The organism is Flavobacterium psychrophilum (assembly GCA_001708385.1).
Taxonomy (GTDB): domain Bacteria; phylum Bacteroidota; class Bacteroidia; order Flavobacteriales; family Flavobacteriaceae; genus Flavobacterium; species Flavobacterium psychrophilum_A.
In genome coordinates, this window is the sequence record CP012388.1 from 2,500,948 (window position 1) to 2,520,732 (window position 19,785).

General features: G+C 41.9%; 15 protein-coding genes. 11 read left to right on the top strand and 4 right to left on the bottom strand.

Annotated elements, in window-relative coordinates; genetic code table 11:
* Positions 1–72: 72 nt before the first annotated feature.
* The gene (locus tag ALW18_10930; protein AOE52983.1) at positions 73–3,504 is read left to right on the top strand and encodes an isoleucyl-tRNA synthase; all 3,432 of its coding nucleotides are present in this window, start codon (positions 73–75) and stop codon (positions 3,502–3,504) included.
* Between the two features lie 7 nt (positions 3,505–3,511).
* A complete protein-coding gene (locus ALW18_10935; protein ID AOE54387.1) occupies positions 3,512–3,892 on the top strand; it encodes a molecular chaperone DnaK in 381 nt (126 codons plus the stop codon).
* A 476-nt stretch (positions 3,893–4,368) separates the two neighbouring features.
* Here ALW18_10935 and ALW18_10940 read toward each other — a convergent pair whose 3' ends face one another.
* Complete coding sequence (locus tag ALW18_10940; GenBank protein AOE52984.1) at positions 4,369–4,680, bottom strand: endonuclease; 312 nt, start codon at positions 4,678–4,680, stop codon at positions 4,369–4,371.
* Positions 4,681–5,244: 564 nt separating this feature from the next.
* Here ALW18_10940 and ALW18_10945 point away from each other — a divergent pair.
* Complete coding sequence (locus tag ALW18_10945) at positions 5,245–5,841, top strand: lipoprotein signal peptidase (protein AOE52985.1); 597 nt, start codon at positions 5,245–5,247, stop codon at positions 5,839–5,841.
* Between the two features lie 124 nt (positions 5,842–5,965).
* Here the strand turns inward: ALW18_10945 and ALW18_10950 are convergent, their stop codons facing one another.
* Together ALW18_10950 and ALW18_10955 are read right to left on the bottom strand one after the other, a co-directional pair.
* Positions 5,966–6,532, bottom strand: a complete 567-nt coding sequence (locus ALW18_10950; protein AOE52986.1) for a 5-formyltetrahydrofolate cyclo-ligase — start codon at positions 6,530–6,532, stop codon at positions 5,966–5,968.
* Between the two features lie 185 nt (positions 6,533–6,717).
* The gene (locus ALW18_10955; protein AOE52987.1) at positions 6,718–7,686 is read right to left on the bottom strand and encodes a succinylglutamate desuccinylase; all 969 of its coding nucleotides are present in this window, start codon (positions 7,684–7,686) and stop codon (positions 6,718–6,720) included.
* A gap of 221 nt (positions 7,687–7,907) precedes the next feature.
* Here ALW18_10955 and ALW18_10960 point away from each other — a divergent pair, with 221 nt between their 5' ends.
* The 3 genes from ALW18_10960 (at position 7,908) to ALW18_10970 (ending at position 13,726) form a co-directional block, all read left to right on the top strand.
* Positions 7,908–9,704: an excinuclease ABC subunit C gene (locus tag ALW18_10960; GenBank protein AOE52988.1), complete on the top strand. Its 1,797-nt coding sequence runs from the start codon at positions 7,908–7,910 to the stop codon at positions 9,702–9,704.
* Positions 9,705–9,708: 4 nt separating this feature from the next.
* Entirely contained in the window at positions 9,709–11,910 is a 2,202-nt protein-coding gene (locus ALW18_10965) for a patatin (GenBank protein ID AOE52989.1), read from the top strand.
* A gap of 181 nt (positions 11,911–12,091) precedes the next feature.
* On the top strand, positions 12,092–13,726 hold the full coding sequence (locus ALW18_10970; protein AOE52990.1) for an amino acid permease: 1,635 nt from the start codon (positions 12,092–12,094) through the stop codon (positions 13,724–13,726).
* A 107-nt stretch (positions 13,727–13,833) separates the two neighbouring features.
* Here the strand turns inward: ALW18_10970 and ALW18_10975 are convergent, their stop codons facing one another.
* Positions 13,834–14,034: a hypothetical protein gene (locus ALW18_10975; GenBank protein AOE52991.1), complete on the bottom strand. Its 201-nt coding sequence runs from the start codon at positions 14,032–14,034 to the stop codon at positions 13,834–13,836.
* 19 nt (positions 14,035–14,053) lie between these two features.
* Here ALW18_10975 and ALW18_10980 point away from each other — a divergent pair, with 19 nt between their 5' ends.
* From ALW18_10980 to ALW18_11000, 5 genes are all read left to right on the top strand, one after another.
* On the top strand, positions 14,054–15,211 hold the full coding sequence (locus ALW18_10980) for a homogentisate 1,2-dioxygenase (GenBank protein ID AOE52992.1): 1,158 nt from the start codon (positions 14,054–14,056) through the stop codon (positions 15,209–15,211).
* Positions 15,212–15,346: 135 nt separating this feature from the next.
* Positions 15,347–16,507, top strand: a complete 1,161-nt coding sequence (locus ALW18_10985) for a 4-hydroxyphenylpyruvate dioxygenase (GenBank protein ID AOE52993.1) — start codon at positions 15,347–15,349, stop codon at positions 16,505–16,507.
* 301 nt (positions 16,508–16,808) lie between these two features.
* Positions 16,809–17,576, top strand: a complete 768-nt coding sequence (locus ALW18_10990; GenBank protein ID AOE52994.1) for an ATP-dependent exonuclease — start codon at positions 16,809–16,811, stop codon at positions 17,574–17,576.
* 2 nt (positions 17,577–17,578) lie between these two features.
* Positions 17,579–18,511 carry a tryptophan 2,3-dioxygenase gene (locus ALW18_10995; protein AOE52995.1) on the top strand — a complete coding sequence of 311 codons (933 nt, stop codon included), beginning with the start codon at positions 17,579–17,581 and terminating at the stop codon, positions 18,509–18,511.
* 23 nt (positions 18,512–18,534) lie between these two features.
* Positions 18,535–19,773: a peptidase M23 gene (locus ALW18_11000; protein ID AOE52996.1), complete on the top strand. Its 1,239-nt coding sequence runs from the start codon at positions 18,535–18,537 to the stop codon at positions 19,771–19,773.
* Positions 19,774–19,785: the final 12 nt, after the last annotated feature.

Consider the following 19,785-nt stretch of genomic DNA (forward strand, 5'->3'; position numbering starts at 1 on the left):
TATTTTTCTATTTCTGCTTTCGCAAAGAAAAAATTGTTACTTTCGCAAATCAATTTTTTTGAACGTAGTATAATGAGTAATAAGTTTACTGAGTATAAAGGACTTGACCTGCCTACAGTGGCTGGCGAAGTGCTTGATTTCTGGAAGAAAGAGAATATATTTGACAAAAGCGTTACTACCCGCGAGGGCAAACCGCAATATGTGTTTTTTGAAGGGCCGCCGTCGGCAAACGGCCTGCCCGGTATTCACCACGTGATGGCACGTGCTATTAAAGATATTTTTTGCCGTTACCAAACCCAAAAAGGATATCAGGTAAAACGTAAGGCAGGGTGGGATACCCACGGCCTTCCGGTAGAACTTGGTACCGAAAAAGAACTGGGCATTACCAAAGAAGATATCGGTAAAACCATATCGATAGAAGAATATAATGAAGCCTGTAAGCGCACTGTAATGCGTTACACCGACGTGTGGAACGACCTTACCGAAAAAATGGGCTATTGGGTAGATATGGAAGACCCATACGTTACCTACAAACCCAAATACATGGAAAGTGTTTGGTGGCTACTGAAACAAATTTACGATAAAGGCCTTCTTTATAAAGGCTACACTATACAGCCGTATTCGCCTAAAGCGGGTACAGGACTAAGCTCTCACGAGGTTAACCAGCCCGGTGCCTACCGCGACGTGACCGATACTACCATCGTGGCGCAGTTTAAAACCGTTGCCGATTCATTGCCTGAAGTACTTAAAGGCTTTGGCGATATCGACATCATGGCATGGACAACCACGCCGTGGACACTACCAAGTAATACAGCATTAACCGTAGGGCCAAACATTGATTATGTTTTGGTACAGACGTATAATCAATATACTTTCCAGCCTATCAATGTTGTTCTTGCTAAGAACCTTGTAGGCAAACAGTTTGGTAAAAACTTTGTGGAAACCAGCAACAACGCCGATTTCGACGCGTACAATGCTGGCGATAAAACAATTCCGTACCGAATAGTTGCAGAAGCAAAAGGTGCAGCTCTTGTTGGCATCCGTTACGAACAGTTATTGCCGTTCGTACTGCCTGCACAGAATCCGCAGGATGCGTTCCGTGTTATATCGGGCGATTTTGTTACTACCGAAGACGGTACAGGTATCGTGCACACCGCGCCTACTTTTGGTGCAGATGATGCCAAGGTAGCTAAAGAAGCTAAACCCGAAGTGCCGCCAATGCTTGTGGAAGATGAAAACGGAAACCTTATTCCTCTTGTAGACCTTCAGGGTAAATTTACGTCGCACCAGGGCACTCTTGACAATCCTAACGGACAGCCGCTTAAACTTGCGGGCAAGTACGTTAAAAATGAATATTATGATGCTGGCACTGCTCCCGAAAGATCGGCAGATGTTGAAATATCGATCTACCTTAAAGAGAACAACAAAGCCTTTAAAGTAGAGAAGTACGTTCACAGCTACCCACACTCATGGAGAACAGATGAGCCATTATTATACTACCCTCTTGACAGCTGGTTCATTAAAGTGACCGATGTTAAAGACCGTATGTTCGACCTTAACGATACGATCAACTGGAAGCCTAAAGCTACAGGTGAGGGCCGTTTTGGTAACTGGCTTAAAAACGCTAACGACTGGAACCTTTCCCGTTCTCGCTATTGGGGTATTCCGCTTCCGATATGGAGGACTGAAGACAAAACCGAAGAAGTGCTTATCGGTTCTGCCGAAGAGCTGTATAGCGAAATAGAAAAAGCAATTGCTGCGGGTGTTCAGGATACAAATCCGTTTGCAGGCTTTACACCGGGCGATATGAGTGATGCAAATTACGACCTTATCGACCTGCATAAAAACGTGGTAGACAGCATTACGCTGCTTTCGCCATCAGGCAAACCTATGAAGCGCGAAAGCGACCTTATAGACGTTTGGTTTGATAGTGGGGCTATGCCGTATGCACAATGGCACTATCCGTTTGAAAACAAAGAACTGATTGATAACAACGTTGCTTTCCCTGCCGATTTTATCGCAGAAGGGGTGGACCAGACACGTGGATGGTTCTATACGCTGCACGCTATCGGAACATTAGTTTTCAATCAGGTGGCGTACAAAAATGTTGTGTCTAACGGACTTGTACTCGACAAGAACGGACAGAAAATGTCGAAACGTCTTGGCAATGCCGTAGATCCTTTTACCACCCTTGCCGAATATGGCCCAGATGCTACGCGTTGGTACATGATTGCCAATGCCAACCCTTGGGATAACCTTAAGTTCGATATTGAAGGTGTGGCTGAGGTGCGCCGTAAGTTCTTTGGTACTTTATATAATACGTACTCTTTCTTTTCGCTTTACGCGAATATCGATGGTTTCTCATACGCAGAGCCGGAAGTGCCGCTTAACGAAAGGCCGGAGATTGACCGTTGGATATTATCTGAACTGAACACGCTTATAAAAGATGTAGACAGCTTCTACGCCGATTATGAGCCTACAAAAGCTGCCAGGGCTATATCTGATTTTGTTCAGGAAAATCTGAGTAACTGGTATGTGCGTTTATGCCGCCGCCGTTTCTGGAAAGGCGAGTATGCACAGGATAAAATTGCGGCTTATCAAACGCTTTATACCTGCTTACTGACTGTGTCTAAACTTGGTGCGCCAATTGCGCCATTCTTCATGGACAGGCTGTATAAAGATTTAACACAAGCTTCACAACAAGAATCTTTTGAAAGTGTACATTTGGCCGAATTTCCAGCGTATGGTGATAACTTTGTTGATAAATCACTTGAAAGCAGGATGCAGAAGGCGCAGACCATTTCGTCGCTTGTACTTTCGCTAAGGAAGAAGGAGATGATAAAGGTTCGTCAACCGCTGCAAAAGGTAATGATACCGGTACTTGACGCAAATCAGAAAGCTGAAATTGAGGCTGTTGCCGAACTTATTAAAGCTGAGGTTAACGTTAAAGATATTGAGCTTATGGATGATGCTTCGGGTGTACTTGTTAAGCAGGTTAAACCGAATTTTAAAGCATTAGGACCACGCTTTGGTAAAGATATGGGTCTGATTTCTAAAGAGATACAAAATTTTACTCAGGAGCAGATCAACACTATAGATAAAGAGGGTAATCTTGATGTTGTAGTGTCAGGAAAAAGTGTTAATTTAACATCTGAGGATGTAGAGATAACATCGCAGGATATACCGGGGTGGCTGGTAGCAAACGCAGGCGGTATTACCGTAGCGTTAGACATTACGCTAACCGATGACCTTAAGAAAGAAGGTATTGCAAGAGAGCTGGTTAACAGGATTCAAAACATCCGGAAAGACAGCGGCTTTGAAGTAACCGACAGAATTAAGGTAACCCTGCAGGACAATAAAATCTTACAGGATGCCGTTATGGCGAATGAAGATTATATTAAAAGTGAGACACTTACCGATGAGCTTATATTTGGACAGGATGTAGCTGACGGTGTGGAAATAGAATTTGATGACATTAAAACCTTATTATTAATTTCAAAATAGATTGACAATGGTAGATGAGCAAATACGATACTCTGATGCTGACCTTGCAGAGTTTAGGGAATTAATTAGCAAAAAAATTGAGAAAGCTAAAGCCGATTTAGACCTGATACGCAGCGCTTATATGAACGACCTTAACAACGGTACCGACGATACGTCGCCTACGTTTAAGGCTTTCGAAGAAGGCAGCGAAACAATGTCTAAAGAAGCGAACTCACAATTGGCTATCCGCCAGGAGAAGTTCATCCGCGACCTTAAGAATGCGCTAATACGTATTGAAAACAAAACGTATGGCATTTGCAAAGTAACCGGAAAGCTAATCAACAAAGAAAGGCTAAAATTGGTTCCCCATGCTACAATGAGCATCGAAGCTAAGAACATGCAACGATAACAAGATAGAAACCGCCCCAACAAGGGCGGTTTTTTGTTTTTATAAGGTTCGGTCATTCTGAATGCAGCGCAGCGGAGTGAAGAATCTCTGTTATTACGAATAGATCCTTCGTTCCTCAGGATGACAGACAGTGCGAGTTATAGGGTTCTGTCATTCTGAATGCAGCGCAGCGGAGTGAAGAATCTCTGTTATGACAAATAGAACCTTCGTTCCTCAGAATGACAATCAGTGCGAGTTATATGGTTCTGTCATTCTGAATGCAGCGCAGCGGAGTGAAGAATCTCTGTTGTACGAATAGATCCTTCGTTCCTCAGGATGACAAACAGTAAGTGTTATTGGGTTTTGTCATTCTGAATGCAGCGCAGCGGAGTGAAGAATCTCTGCTATTACGAATAAATCCTTCGTTCCTCAGGATGACAAACAGTACGTGTTATTGGGTTCTGTCATTCTGAATGCAGCGCAGCGGAGTGAAGAATCTAATCTATTTCATCATTCAGAAATTTCCAATCAGGATTAAATTCGCTTATTAAAGCATCCTTTTTCGCTCTTATCCACCCTTTTATTTCTTTTTCACGATCAATTCCGGTTTCTGCATCCTGATAATGCTCCCAATACACAAGGTGCCAACATTTATATTTGGCTGTAAAAGCTTTAGAGTGCGGCTCAGGATTCTGGTGATAATGAAGTCGGTTTTTTAATTTATTTGTAAATCCCGTATACAATACTGTTTTTGTTCTGTTTGTTAGTATGTAGACATAATAATTATGTGTGCCTAAAGTCTTTTGCATCAATTCTGGTTTAAAGTATAAAAATATAAAATTTTAGATTCTTCCTTCGTCAGAATGACAAACAGTACGTGTTATTGGGTTCTGTCATTCTGAATGTAGCGCAGCGGAGTGAAGAATCTCTATTATTACGAATAGATCCTTCGTTCCTCAGGATGACAAACAGTACGTTTTATTGGGTTCTTTTATTTTGAATGCAGCGCAACGGAGTGAAGAATCTCTGTTGTACGAATAGATCCTTCATTCCTATGGATGACAAACGGTGAGTGTTATTATGTTCTGTCATTCTGAATGCAGCGCAGCGGAGTGAAAAATCTCTGCTATTACGAATAGATCCTTCGTCCCTCAGAATGACAAACAGTAAGTGTTATTGGGTTCTTTTATTTTGAATGCAGCGCAGCGGAGTGAAGAATCTCTGCTATTACCAATAGATACTTCGTTCCTTAGGATGACAAACAGTGCTGTCGTAATGAATATTAAAAAGCCTATATAATTTTGTGCCAATTCATGTAATTTATAACTGCAATACAAATAATTCCATTATTTTTGCGGGTAAAATTTTAATAAATGTCCTTAAAGAAAGCCTATCTTATTGTCATTCTTATATTGGTAATAGACCAGATCTCTAAAATATACATCAAAACCAACTTTATGCTTAATGAAGAGGTTAAGGTTTTTGAGTGGTTCAGGATTCGCTTTATAGAAAATGAGGGCATGGCATGGGGTGCACAGATACCGGGATCTTACGGTAAACTGATACTTACACTTTTCAGGCTGGTAGCCGTTTGCGGAATTGGCTGGTGGCTGCACGATTCGGTTAAGAAAAGGCTTTCTCCGTACCTTATCGTTTCTATCGCTTTAATTCTTGCAGGTGCGTTTGGTAATATAATCGACTCTGTTTTTTACGGATTGATATTTGACCATAGCCACGGGCAGGTTGCCACGTTATTCTCAGATCATCCGTACGGAACCGTATTTCACGGTAAAGTTGTAGATATGCTTTATTTTCCGCTATTTGATGGTACTTTCCCATCGTGGTTTCCAATCTGGGGAGGTGAACACTTTAACTTCTTCAACGCTATCTTTAATATTGCCGATGCCGCTATCTCTGTAGCAGTTGGTATATTGATAGTGTTTAATAAAAAGGCATTCGCGAAGAGCTAGAATTAGTTGCCAGTTGATGGTTGTCAGTTAATAGATTTCCACAATTACGATCTTTACCGTCTTTCTCGCTATTCTTTGACTCATAGTAACTGATTGTCATCCGACAACCAGCAACTGACAACTATTAACCAAAAGAATACACTTTCAAAGGCGTTACACAGTAATCCATAGGTACATCGGTGGTATTAGTTTCAATAGCTTCTTCTTCGGCTTCAAAGAAGGATAAGCCGATTGTTACAACATCCTGTTTGCATTCGTTTAGGAAACGGTCGTAAAAGCCTTTTCCGTAGCCTACACGCTGTCCGTTATTGTCAAAAGCTAAAAGAGGCACAAACACCACATCAATCTTATTAGAAGGCACTTCTATACCATCTACAGGCTCTGGTATGCCGAACTGGTTCTTCATCAGGCGCGTATTATCCGTCAGCAGAAAATGAATCATAGTATGTGTTTCAAAATCCGAACGTGATACAATCACCTCTTTATCTTTTCCGGCAAGTATATTTAGGATGAATTCCGTATGCACCTCACGCTGTTCTTCCATTGTAAGGAACAGGTGAAAATAGATGTTATCCCATATATCCATCTTTAAAAGATTGTTGGCGATAGCAAGGCTTTTGTCTTCAATCTCATCAAGTGACAATGCCTGGCGCAGGTTTTTATAATGAAGGCGGAGGTCTTTTTTAAGCATTGTTTATTTGTAGATTCGTGGATTTGCTTATTTGTTGCACAGTTGTTTCACAAAGATACACGAAGAAGGCGCAAAGATTCGCAAAGAATAGGGGTTGGGGCGTGGGTACTTTTGATTGTAGGTGGCAATATTCTTAAAAGTCACAATCAAATCTATTAAATAACCGCATCACCAAATAACCAAACCTAAAATCTATAACTCTGCGTGATGTGAAAAATGGCATCGCCCTGATACACGATCGGAGCATCGTTGGCATTGATAATATAGCCGCTGTTTGGTGCTTTAACTTTGTGTTCTACTTTTCCGAAAGGGTCGGTTATAAGCGCAATTACATCGCCTTTGGTAACAAAATCGCCTGCAATAGCCCTGTGCTGGAATAACCCTGAAAAACGGGCACGTACCCATCCCGACTTATCAATGTAAATAGAATTGTTGTTGGCTACAGGTGCTTTCTTTTGCGGATTCAGCATATCGAAATGTTCAAGGAAACGCTTTGCTCCCTGAATACCTTCCTGTGTGATATTATTGTTAATATCCAGTGATTTTCCGCCCTCAAACAAAAGCATTTTAACGCCCAGTTTTCCGCAGGCACTTCTAAATGATCCGGTTATGTTCTTTGAATATAGCGTAAAAGGCGCATTAAATACGTCTGACAGTTCTTTCAATTCGGGGTTATTGGGTACAATGCGAATTTGTGGCGCGTTGAAACGGCTGGCACCACCGGCATGAAAGTCGATACAGTAATCTACATTCGGAATCACCTCTTTTAGCAGGTAATAGGCAAAGCGGCTGGCAAGCGATCCGTTTTTGCTTCCGGGGAAGACGCGGTTAAGGTCGCGACCATCGGGAAATTCCCGGCTTTGGTTTACGAATCCGAAAATATTAATAACAGGAATGCAGATAATCGTTCCGCGCTTAGGTTTGTTGATCTTTCGGGCAATCATCTGGCGGACAATCTCAATCCCGTTAATTTCGTCGCCATGCAGCCCGGCACTAAACAATACTGTTGGCCCTGCCAGTTTAGAACGCTCTACAATTATTGGGATTTTAAGTTTTGTCATGGTATGCAGGCGGGCAATTTCCATTGTAATGGTTCTGCTTTCGCCGGGTAAAACTTCTTCGCCAAGTATCGTGATGTTCTTATTTATCGCCATAGGGTAGTATGAAAGGATAAAAGTAAGGAATTTTTGAGATATGGAATATGATTGCAACGCGGATGACGCGGATCTGGGCAGATTTACGCGGATTGGTAATGTAGCGAAGCTGCTCCCTCTCCTTCGGAGACGGCATCCTGCTTAGGACTTTAAAAACAATTAACACAACTCTCTCACCATTCCACCGTCAAACATTCGCTATTTGTTTTTAACTTTGCAGTATGCGTACTCCTCTTGAACTTCAGATACAAACCCTGCCCGACAATCCGGGTGTTTACCAGTATTTTGACAAAGACGACAAGCTGCTTTATGTGGGTAAGGCAAAGAACCTTAAAAAAAGGGTGATGTCTTATTTTAATAAAGTGCACGACACCGGGCGAACTAACGTGATGGTGCGCAAGATCGTATCTATTAAACACATTGTTGTGCCTACCGAAAGTGAAGCCCTGCTGCTTGAAAATAACCTTATCAAGAAACTTCAGCCGCGCTACAACATCATGCTTAAGGATGATAAGACGTATCCGTGGATATGCATAAAGCGTGAGCCGTTTTCGAGGGTGTTCTCTACCCGAAAGGTGATAAAGGATGGGTCGGAATATTTTGGGCCTTATACCAGTTTCAAGACCGTGCATACGCTTTTGGATCTGATAAAAGAGCTGTATCCGTTGCGTACGTGCAATTACGACCTTAACGAGACAACCATACGTTCCGGAAAATATAAGGTGTGTTTAGAGTACCATTTAGGTAACTGCAAAGGTCCGTGTGAAGGTCACGAGCCATTGAGTGTGTACCAGGACCATGTAGATGCCATCCGTCAGATATTAAAAGGAAATTTTAAAGAATCGCTTAAGGATTTCCGCAAGCTGATGCAGGATCTGGCAATGGATATGCGCTTTGAAGAAGCCCAGAAAATAAAAGAAAAGATAGAAGTACTGGAAAATTACCAGGCACGAAGCACGGTTTTTAACCCTAAAATATCTAACCTCGATGTGTTTACAATAATTTCAGACGAAAGTATGGCCTATGTAAACTTCATTCAGGTGTCGCATGGTGCAATTATCCGTAGCCATACGATGGAAATTAAAAAGAAGCTCGACGAACCCGATGAGGAAATCTTAGAGCTGGCCGTGGTAGAACTGCGCGACCGTTTTAAACTGATGTCGAAAGAAATACTGGTTCCGTTTCCTATAAGTGTAGGCGAAAATATAACGGTTACCGTACCAAAGCTGGGGGACAAAAAACAGATTCTTGACCTTTCGGAGCGTAACGCGCGTTTCTTCCGAATGGATCAGCTGAAGCAGATTAAGATTGTTGACCCCGACCGCCATACCAACCGTATTATGGCGCAGATGAAAGCCGACCTTCGCCTGCCCGAAGAGCCACGCCATATAGAATGTTTTGATAACTCGAACATTCAGGGAACAAACCCTGTTTCGGCATGTGTGGTGTTTAAAGATGGTAAGGCAAGTAAGAAAGACTACCGTCATTTTAATATAAAAACCGTTGTTGGCCCCGACGATTTTGCTTCTATGGAAGAAGTTGTTTTTCGCCGTTACCGCAGGCTGCTTGACGAAAACGAACCATTGCCGCAGCTGATAATTATCGACGGTGGAAAAGGTCAGTTGTCCTCTGCATTAAAAAGTATAGATGCCTTGGGGTTGCGTGGGAAAATTACTATATTGGGCATTGCTAAACGATTGGAAGAAATTTTCTATCCGGGCGACTCGATTCCGCTGTATCTCGACAAGAAATCTGAGACGCTGAAGATCATTCAGCAATTGCGAAATGAAGCGCACCGTTTTGGTATTACCTTTCACCGCGATAAGCGAAGCAAGGCCGCGCTGCAAACATCGGTGGAAACCATACCCGGCATAGGCGAGAAGACTATGGTGACACTGCTGAAGCATTTTAAATCGGTAAAGCGGATGACCGCCGCACCCGAGGATGAAATTGCCAAAGTTGTGGGGCCGTCTAAAGCCAAAAAAATAACTGAGTTTTACAAAGACAAGAATAAATAACCCAATGAAAAAACTGCTTCTCCTGCTAGTATCGCTATCGGTTTTCGGTTCCGTCATGGGACAGGAGAAAAAGCACAAGCCAAAAGTGGGTGTAGTGCTTAGCGGGGGCGGGGCAAAAGGCCTTGCGCACATTGGTGTGCTTAAGGTGCTGGAAGAAGCAGGTGTTGAGGTTTCTTACATTGGCGGTACCAGCATGGGTGCTATTGTAGGCGGATTGTATGCTGCGGGATACTCTGCAAACCAGCTTGATTCTATTTTTAGCTCACTTGATCCCGATGCGCTGTTGCGCGACTTTACCCCAAGAAGCTCTAAGAACTTTTTTGAGAAGCGTAACGACGAGATCTATGCGCTTTCGCTTCCGTTTAAAGGATTTAAAATTGGTTTTCCTACTGCCTTTTCTAAAGGGCTTTACAATTATACTACCGTTTCAAGGCTAACAGACCATGTAAGGCATATCCGCGATTTTGATAAGCTGCCCATTCCGTTTGTGTGTATCGCTACCGATATAGAAACCGGACAGGAAGTAGTGCTTCGCGAAGGTGTGCTACCCGATGCTATTTTGGCAAGTGGGGCATTTCCGTCGCTATATTCTCCCGTTGCCATTGGCGAAAAACTGCTTATAGATGGCGGTGTTACTAATAACTATCCCATAGAACAGGTTAAGGCTATGGGGGCTGATATTATTATTGGGGTAGATGTTCAGGACCCATTAAAGAACCGTGACCAGATTAAAGGTGCTACCGGTATTCTTATCCAGATCAATAATTACCAGATGATCCAGAAGATGGAAGGTAAGCGCAAAGAGACAGATGTGTATATTAAACCCGATATTGCCGGGTTTACAGTTATATCTTTTGATGAAGGGCGACAGATAATTGATAAGGGCGAAGAATCTGCCCGCAAGATGATCGACAGGCTTAAAGCATTGGGCGTAGGGCATTCGCTTGAAAAGCAAAAAATACAGCCCCGTGACTCTATTTGTGTGGACAACATTCGCATAAGCGGACTTAATAACTACACGCGCTCGTACATAATTGGTAAGCTTAATTTTAAGCCCGGTACCAAGATCAGCTACAAAAAGCTCGATGACGGTATTACAAGGCTTAATGCTACCCAAAACTTTAATACACTGGGCTACAATTTTACTACAGGCGGCGATGGCGAAACGCTTCGGCTTAATGTTGTGGAGAACCCTATAGACCGTTACATTAAATTCGGACTGCATTACGACGGGCTTTATAAAAGCGCAGTGCTGGTTAATTATACCCATAAAAACCTGCTATTGCGTAACGATGTGGCATCGTTAGATCTTGTGCTTGGCGATAACTTCAGGTATAATTTTGATTATTATATAGATAATGGCTTTCACCTGAGCTATGGTGTGCACTCGTACTTTAGTAGTTTCAACAGGAATATTAAAGCCGATTTTTCTGCCGATGGTAGTTTTAGTAACATGCTGGGTACAGGTTCGGCCAATATCGATTTTACCGACTGGACAAACCAGGCGTACCTGCAAACCATTTTTGCCCAACGTTTTCTTTTGGGCGGAGGTGTAGAATACAAGCACCTGAAAGTAAAATCGGAAACGGTAGATGTAACGCCTGTTTTTGATAACAGCGATTATCTTTCGGTATACGGATATCTAAAGTTCGATTCGTATGACGATAAATATTTTCCCAGTGAAGGCTGGTTCTTTTCGGGAGAAGCCAAATCGTATCTCCTGTCTTCGAATTACACAGGCGGATTTAACCGTTTTAGTATCATAAAAGGTGAAATATCTACGGCGCAAAAATTGTTTAGCGGACTTACGGTAGAGCTTCAGGCTGAGTCTGGCTTTGCATTGGGCGAAGAAAGTGTACCTACCTTCGATTTTATTCTTGGGGGCTACGGATTTCACATGACAAATAGTTTTCGTCATTTCTACGGATACGATTTTCTAAGCATATCGGGTAATAGCTACATAAAAGGTGCGGCAACGCTGGATTGGGAATTCCTCAAGAAAAACCACCTTAATTTTACAGCTAACTTTGCCAATGTAGGGCGCAACCTTTTGGATGAGGGCGAAATGTTCTCTATCCCAAAATACAGCGGTTATGCTTTTGGCTATGGTATGGAAACCATTATTGGCCCAATAGAAGTTAAACATAGCTGGAGCCCTGATACTACAGAGCACTATACCTGGATAAGCGTTGGTTTCTGGTTTTAATAGCAGTGTGTTTGGTTATTTGGTTATTTGATAGGCGAATCTGTAGGTTTAGCTAGTGAAAACAAATAACCGCATTACCAAATCCCCGAATAAATCCTTATTAAAAAGACATTTTTCGTTAAAAACTTCATAATTTTTATAAAAACCCTATATTTGGGACTTCAAAAATTAAATATACTCTATGTCTATCTGGAAAAGAAAACCATTAAATGTCCTGTTGGACGAAGCTGGCGAGTCTGAAAAAGGTCTTAAAAAGACACTTACCGCAAGCGGTTTAACAGCGTTGGGAGTGGGCGCCATTATTGGTGCGGGTCTGTTTTCTATAACAGGTCTTGCCGCAGCGCAAAACGCCGGCCCGGCAATTACCATTTCGTTTCTTGTAGCGGCTTTAGGCTGTATTTTTGCCGGTCTTTGCTACGCCGAATTTTCGTCTATGATACCCGTTGCGGGTAGTGCCTACACCTATTCATTTGCCACTATGGGCGAATTTGTAGCGTGGATTATTGGCTGGGACTTAGTTCTGGAATACGCAGTGGGGGCTGCTACAGTATCTATAAGCTGGTCGCGGTACCTCGGTAAGTTTCTCGAGAGTTATGGTATTTATTTAGATAAAGACTACATGTTATCGCCGTTTGAAGGCGGTATTATTAATATACCTGCGGTATTCATTGTAATGGTAATGTCGTTTGTGCTTATGAGAGGTACAAAAGAATCGGCGTTTATCAATGGGTTAATCGTAATGCTTAAAGTAACTGTAGTTTTAGTGTTTATAGCACTGGGATGGCAGTATATAAGGCCGGAAAACTTTACACCTTATATCCCTGAGAATACAGGTACATTTGGTGAGTTTGGTTTTAGCGGTATTATTCGTGCGGCAGCTATTGTATTCTTTGCTTATATTGGTTTCGATGCAGTATCTACAGCAGCACAGGAGGCTAAAAACCCGAAAAGGGATATGCCAATAGGTATTCTTTTATCGTTAGGTATCTGTACATTACTATACATATTGTTTGCACACGTAATGACGGGAGTTGTAAACTACCAGGCATTTGCAGGAGCAGACGGTATTGCACCGGTGGCTATTGCGATTGACGCTATGGGTCCTGTTGGCCCAAGCGGATTGATAACGCCAGCATACCCGTGGCTAAACAGTGCAATTTTACTTGCTATTCTTGGTGGATATGCATCGGTAATATTAGTAATGCTTATGGGGCAGAGCCGTGTATTCTTCTCTATGAGTAAAGATGGGCTTATGCCAAAAGTATTCTCAGACGTTCACCCAAAATTCCGTACACCTGCTAAAAACAACATGTTGTTTATGGTTGTGGTAAGCCTTTTTGCAGCGTTTGTACCGGCAAGGGTAGTAGGAGAGATGACAAGTATTGGTACATTGTTCGCCTTTATTCTTGTATGTATTGGTGTGTTGATAATGCGTAAAAAAATGCCGGAAGCACCAAGAGCATTCCGTACACCACTAGTACCGCTAGTGCCTATTTTAGGTGTTGCAGTATGTTTATTCATGATGGTTTTCCTTCCGCTTGATACATGGATTCGTCTGATCGTTTGGATGATGATAGGATTTGATCTTTACCTTTTCTACGGAATGAAAAATAGTTTCCTTAATAAAGGGAATTTTACAGCAAGCAGCTTTAAAACCGTTTCGGCATCGGGTATTGGTATGGTTGTAGCACTTGCAATTGTGGCATTTATCCACCATCAGGGTGCTGATGATACAGGCTTGTACTATTTCTCTCTTGCTTTTGCAGCAATACATGCTATAGTATATGCTGTAAGCTATACAAAAACTAAGGCTTAAACAACAAACACATATATTGCTAAAAATCCCAATGCCGAAAGGTGTTGGGATTTTTTTGTGGTCTTAACCCAACCCATTTCCAAATACCGAGAGGGGTGGGGTGAGGCCTACTTTATAACTTTGCAGCTTTGTAACGTTGCAACTTCACGCTGTTTATTCATTTTTTCGCAAAAACTCAGCCATAAAATTAAATTTTTACGATATTTGTTGCTATGAATGTACAGTGGCATGGATTGCTGAGTTATCTGAAGTTCCTCATCAAGAGAAATCCTGAGTGAGGCGCTATGCGTTGGAATAAATTCATTCATTAACAAACAAATTTCTATTATGCCTATATATCACAAAGTGGGTAACATCCCGCAAAAGCGACATACGCAGTTTGAGAAACCCGATGGCGGCCTTTACTACGAGCAGCTGTTTGGTACAGAGGGCTTTCACGGGCACTCATCTTTACTGTACCATGTGCACAGGCCTACACAGGTAAAAGAGATTGTAAAATCATACTCTGTTGAGCCTAAGATTGCTATAGATAAAAACATAAAGTCGTTATTGCTTAAAGGTTTTGAATTAAAACCGGAAGACGATTTCCTGGATAGCCGTAAAGCTATGCTTGTAAACCGCGACTGTATAATAGGCCTTGCGGCACCAAGAAAATCGCTTCGCGAGTACTTCTACAAAAATGCCGATGCCGACGAAATGATCTTCATCCATAAAGGAACAGGAACGCTAAGAACGTTTATGGGTAACATACCGTTTGAATATGGCGACTACCTTATCATTCCGCGTGGTATGATCTATCAAATCGATTTTGATACTGAAGATAACCGCCTTTTCTATGTAGAAAGTATCGCGCCGTTCTATACGCCGAAGCGCTACAAGAACCAAAGCGGACAGCACTTAGAGCATTCACCTTTCTGTGAAAGGGATTTTAAACTGCCTACAGAAATTGAAACATTCGATGAAAAAGGCGATTTCCTAATTAAGATCAAGAAAGAAGGCATGATGCACGAGGTTGTATATGCTACGCATCCGTTTGATGTAATAGGTTGGGACGGTTATAACTTTCCGTACGGCTTTAGCATACATAACTTTGAACCAATAACAGGCAGGGTACACCAACCGCCTCCGGTACACCAGACGTTTGAGACATCTACATTTGTAGTATGTTCATTCTGCCCAAGGTTGTACGATTATCACCCTAAAGCTATTCCTGCACCATACAATCACAGTAATATAGACAGTGATGAGGTATTGTATTATGTTGATGGCGACTTTATGAGCCGTAACAACATAGAGCAGGGACATATAACGCTGCATCCTAAAGGAATTCCTCATGGGCCTGCACCGGGTGCTATGGAGCGAAGCATTGGTAAAACAATTACCGAAGAGCTTGCTGTAATGGTAGATACCTTCCGTCCGCTAATGGTAACGGAGGTTGCTATGGGCTTAGACGATGGGCAGTACTATAAATCGTGGGTTGAGTAAACCGAAAATCCTCACCTCAATCATCTCCTTTTGGGAATTTGTTGGGTGTGAGGCAAAAGAGCCTTCGGGCATGAATAAAAACAAAACAAAAACTAATACTTTTTCCGCGCAGGCGGAACAGAAATACAGAATATCATGAGCAACGAAATAAAAAACGTAGAATACGGACTTGAAAAGATATTTGAAGGAGCGCAGGATTTCCTTCCCCTAATGGGAACTGATTATGTAGAACTTATTGTGGGGAACGCTAAACAGGCGGCTCATTTTTATAAAACAGCTTTCGGTTTCCAGTCATTGGCATATGCCGGACTTGAGACAGGACTAAGAGACAGAACATCTTACGTTCTTGTGCAGGATAAGATTCGTATCGTGCTAACTTCACCACTTACGGCAGACTCGCCGCTTAACGACCACCTTGCAAAACACGGTGATGGTGTAAGGGTAGCAGCCCTTTGGGTTGAAGATGCAAGAAAATCTTTTGAAGAGACTACAAAGCGCGGAGCTAAAGTATTTATGGAGCCAACAGTTGAAACTGATGAGTTTGGTGAAGTAGTTCGCGCAGGTATCTATACGTATGGCGAAACAATACATATGTTTGTAGAGCGTAAAAACTATAATGGTGTTTTCTTACCGGGCTTCAGGGAATGGAAATCAGATTACAACCCGGCATCTACAGGTCTTAAATATGTAGACCACATGGTAGGTAACGTGGGTTGGAATGAAATGAATATATGGGTTAAGTGGTATGAAGAAGTAATGGGCTTTGTAAACTTCCTTTCATTTGATGACAAACAGATCAACACGGAATACTCTGCACTTATGAGTAAGGTAATGAGTAACGGCAACGGAAGGATTAAATTCCCTATCAATGAGCCGGCAGAAGGTAAAAAGAAATCGCAGATTGAGGAATATCTTGATTTTAATGGTGGACCGGGCATTCAGCATATTGCTATCGCTACTGATGATATCATTAAAACGGTATCAGACCTTAAGGCTCGTGGAGTAGAATTTCTTTCTGCACCACCGCAGGCTTATTATGATGCAGTACCAGGCCGTCTTGGTCAGCATAAAGATGCTTTTAAAGAAGATATTCAAAAAATTCAGGAGCTGGCTATCATGGTGGATGCTGATGAAGAAGGGTATTTGTTACAGATATTTACAAAACCGCTTCAGGACCGTCCTACGCTTTTCTTTGAAATCATTCAGAGAATGGGTGCCAGGGGCTTTGGTGCGGGTAACTTTAAAGCCCTTTTTGAGTCGATTGAACGTGAGCAGGAATTAAGAGGTACTTTGTAAAAAGGCTGAATTTCTGAGAATAATATAAAATAAGGCCAAAATTGAGAGCTGTTTTTGTGAAATATTTGTTAAAGTGAAATTTTAGCATATAAATTTGCAGAAAGTTAATACCTTTGCACTCGCAAAAAAGGAGGTGTTCATAGACCTCCGATTGAGCAAGGTAAATTTTTCATAATTTATAGTTTTTTGGTTGGTTAATAGCATAAAAACCCGGTCATTGTTTGACTGGGTTTTTTTGTTTTCTTAACTTTGGAACAGAAATTGCATTTATTGGCTCTAAACACCAACAAAAAAAATTAAAATGAAGAAACTGATTGCATTTTTATTGCTTTTTACTGCTTCTAATGCTTTTTCACAGAGCGCTTATACCACGGGGGAATACTTTAAGTTCAGGATACATTATGGCGTCGTGAATGCCGGGTATGCCACACTGGAGGTAAAAGATGCAGTAAAGGACAACAAGAAAGTGTACCATGTTGTAGGGAAAGGTTATACAACCGGAATGACGAAGTTTTTCTTTAAAGTGCAGGATGAGTACGAAAGCTATTTTGATAAGGTTACCAACAAACCTTACCAATATGTGCGAAAGATAAACGAAGGCGGATATACCAAGAACCAGGAAGGTTTTTTTAATCAGGATAACAACACGGTTACCGTTAAAGACTACAAGCACAAAAGCCAGAAAACATTTTCTGTAACCGAAAATGTTCAGGACATTGTATCTACCTTCTATTACTTAAGGAACCATCCCAAAGTTGATAAGCTTAATGTAGGCGAGTCGATAAATGTTGACATGTTTTTTGATGATGAGGTAGTAAAATTTAAGCTTAAATTCATTGGCAGGGAAGATTTAAAAACTAAATTTGGAACCGTTTCTACAATGATATTCAGGCCGCTGGTTCAGGCAGGCCGTGTATTTAAGGAAGAGGAGAGTTTAACTGTCTGGATTTCAGATGATGACAACAAAGTTCCGCTAAGGATAAAAGCAAGCCTTGCGGTAGGATCGCTTAAAGCCGATCTTGAAGAATATAAGGGGTTAACGCACCCGCTTAAAGTAAAAGCAAAATAATAATGGAGATTACAAACCCAATACAGGAAAAGATAGAGCAGCTGGATGAAAAGTTCAAAGCTATAAATCAAAAAACTGAAACCCACCTTGAAGGCCTGCTTTGGTCTAAACCTATTACTTATTGGGATTATATACAAACCGATGCCCTGCTTAACCTGCAAATACAACGCACTACGCTACCCGATGAAATGGTTTTCATCATGTACCACCAGGTTAACGAGCTTTTGTTTAAAATGATACTTTGGGAGGTAGAGCAGCTTTGCCACAATGCTGCACCTACTACCTCTTTCTTTACAGAAAGGTTAATGCGCATTAGCCGCTACTTCGACATGCTTACCACATCGTTTGATATTATGGGCGATGGTATGGAAATAGACCAGTACATGAAGTTCAGGAATACGCTTACTCCGGCAAGTGGTTTCCAGAGCGCACAATACAGGCTTATTGAATTTGCATCTACAGATCTTATCAACCTTATAGATTACCGTTTCCGTGCTACAATAGATCGTAATACGCCATACGAACATGCACTGGAGCATTTGTACTGGCAGGCAGCAGGTAAAGACCACAAAACAGGCGAGAAATCGTACCTGTTGGCAGAATTTGAGCGTAAGTACAAGGGCGAGTTCCTTCGCTGGATGGAAGAATACAACACGATTAACATTTGGCAGAAATTCAGGCAATTGCCGGAAGAGAGCCAAAACGACCCTCAGCTGGTTAAGGCAATGCGCCACTACGACTATACGGTAAATGTTACCTGGGTTATGGGACACCTTAACACCGCTAAGAAATATATTGAAAGCCAGTCTGGCCCGCAGGAAGCTACCGGCGGAAGTGACTGGAAGAAATACATGCACCCTAAATACCAAAGGAGGATATTTTTCCCTGAGCTATGGTCTGAAGAAGAGCTAAAGACATGGGGTGAAAATGTATAACCGATAAAACTGCACTACACAAATTGAAGTACTTAACCGTCATACTGTTACTATTTAGCTTAATCGCCTGTAAGAACGAGGAAAAAGATACCGCAAAACCCAAAAAAGCTGCCATAAAAAAGGAGCCTGTAATTAAAGAGTTTGGATTTACCCTAAACGACTTTAAAGTGGTGCACGACACCATAGAAACCGGCGACACTTTTGGTAAAATTTTGGGTGATGAAGGATATAGTGCTGCCCAGGTGCATGCTGTAACCGAAAAGATCCGCGATTCGTTTGCTTTAAGGGATATACGAATAGGTAAGCCGTTTACTTTACTTAAAGACAAGAAGAATCCAAACAAACTTCAGGTTTTTGTGTATGAACCCGATGCTACCAGTTATTATGTGGTAGACCTTCGTGACTCAATCGCAAAAGCGTATAAGCATGTAAGGCCAATGACCATTAAAAGAAGGCTTATCGTAGCCGAAATTGAAGGGTCGTTGTCTGAAACACTGGCAAATGCAGGGGCAACACCAGCCCTGGCACATGAACTTTCTGAGATTTATGCATGGTCTATTGACTTCTTTAAAATTCAGAAAGGCGATAAATTTGCTGTTGCGGTAAACGAAAAATACATAGACGGCACTACCTACGCCGGATTGCAAAATATTGAATCATCGTACTTTGAATATAAAGGAAAGCGTATTTATGCATTTCCATTTCAGCGTGACCCTAATTCTAAGAAAGTTGACTTTTATGACGAAGAAGGAAAAGTGCTTAAAAGCATGTTCCTGAAAGCGCCGCTAAAATTCAGCCGTATTAGTTCAAGATTTTCGCCGAGGCGTTTCCATCCCGTACAGGGACGTTGGAAAGCGCATAACGGTACCGATTATGCCGCTCCGCATGGTACACCTATTATGACTACCGCCAACGGTGTGGTAGAGCGTACAGGCTATACCGCCGGTAACGGTAACTTTGTTAAGGTTAGGCACAATGGGCAGTATTCTACCCAGTACCTGCATATGAGTAAAATACTCGTAAGGAACGGGCAAAGGGTATCGCAGGGCGATGTGATAGGTAAGGTTGGCAGTACCGGCCTTGCAACAGGACCGCACGTATGCTACCGCTTCTGGAAAAATGGGGTGCAGGTAGACGCGCTCAGAATGAAACTTCCAAGCTCTGAACCTATGAGCTCTAAAGATAAGCCGCGCTTTGAGGCGTATATGACTCCGCTTAAAAAGGAGTTAGACAGTATATCAGACATCAAATTCTCAAAATAAATTCACATTATA

Bases quoted from the DNA above. Each gene is read 5' to 3' on its own strand.
- ALW18_10930 (AOE52983.1), top strand. From the start codon at position 73: ATGAGTAATAAGTTTACTGAGTATAAAGGACTTGACCTGCCTACAGTG.
- ALW18_10935 (AOE54387.1), top strand. From the start codon at position 3,512: ATGGTAGATGAGCAAATACGATACTCTGATGCTGACCTTGCAGAGTTT.
- ALW18_10940 (AOE52984.1), bottom strand. From the start codon at position 4,680: ATGCAAAAGACTTTAGGCACACATAATTATTATGTCTACATACTAACA.
- ALW18_10945 (AOE52985.1), top strand. From the start codon at position 5,245: ATGTCCTTAAAGAAAGCCTATCTTATTGTCATTCTTATATTGGTAATA.
- ALW18_10950 (AOE52986.1), bottom strand. From the start codon at position 6,532: ATGCTTAAAAAAGACCTCCGCCTTCATTATAAAAACCTGCGCCAGGCA.
- ALW18_10955 (AOE52987.1), bottom strand. From the start codon at position 7,686: ATGGCGATAAATAAGAACATCACGATACTTGGCGAAGAAGTTTTACCC.
- ALW18_10960 (AOE52988.1), top strand. From the start codon at position 7,908: ATGCGTACTCCTCTTGAACTTCAGATACAAACCCTGCCCGACAATCCG.
- ALW18_10965 (AOE52989.1), top strand. From the start codon at position 9,709: ATGAAAAAACTGCTTCTCCTGCTAGTATCGCTATCGGTTTTCGGTTCC.
- ALW18_10970 (AOE52990.1), top strand. From the start codon at position 12,092: ATGTCTATCTGGAAAAGAAAACCATTAAATGTCCTGTTGGACGAAGCT.
- ALW18_10975 (AOE52991.1), bottom strand. From the start codon at position 14,034: ATGAATGAATTTATTCCAACGCATAGCGCCTCACTCAGGATTTCTCTT.
- ALW18_10980 (AOE52992.1), top strand. From the start codon at position 14,054: ATGCCTATATATCACAAAGTGGGTAACATCCCGCAAAAGCGACATACG.
- ALW18_10985 (AOE52993.1), top strand. From the start codon at position 15,347: ATGAGCAACGAAATAAAAAACGTAGAATACGGACTTGAAAAGATATTT.
- ALW18_10990 (AOE52994.1), top strand. From the start codon at position 16,809: ATGAAGAAACTGATTGCATTTTTATTGCTTTTTACTGCTTCTAATGCT.
- ALW18_10995 (AOE52995.1), top strand. From the start codon at position 17,579: ATGGAGATTACAAACCCAATACAGGAAAAGATAGAGCAGCTGGATGAA.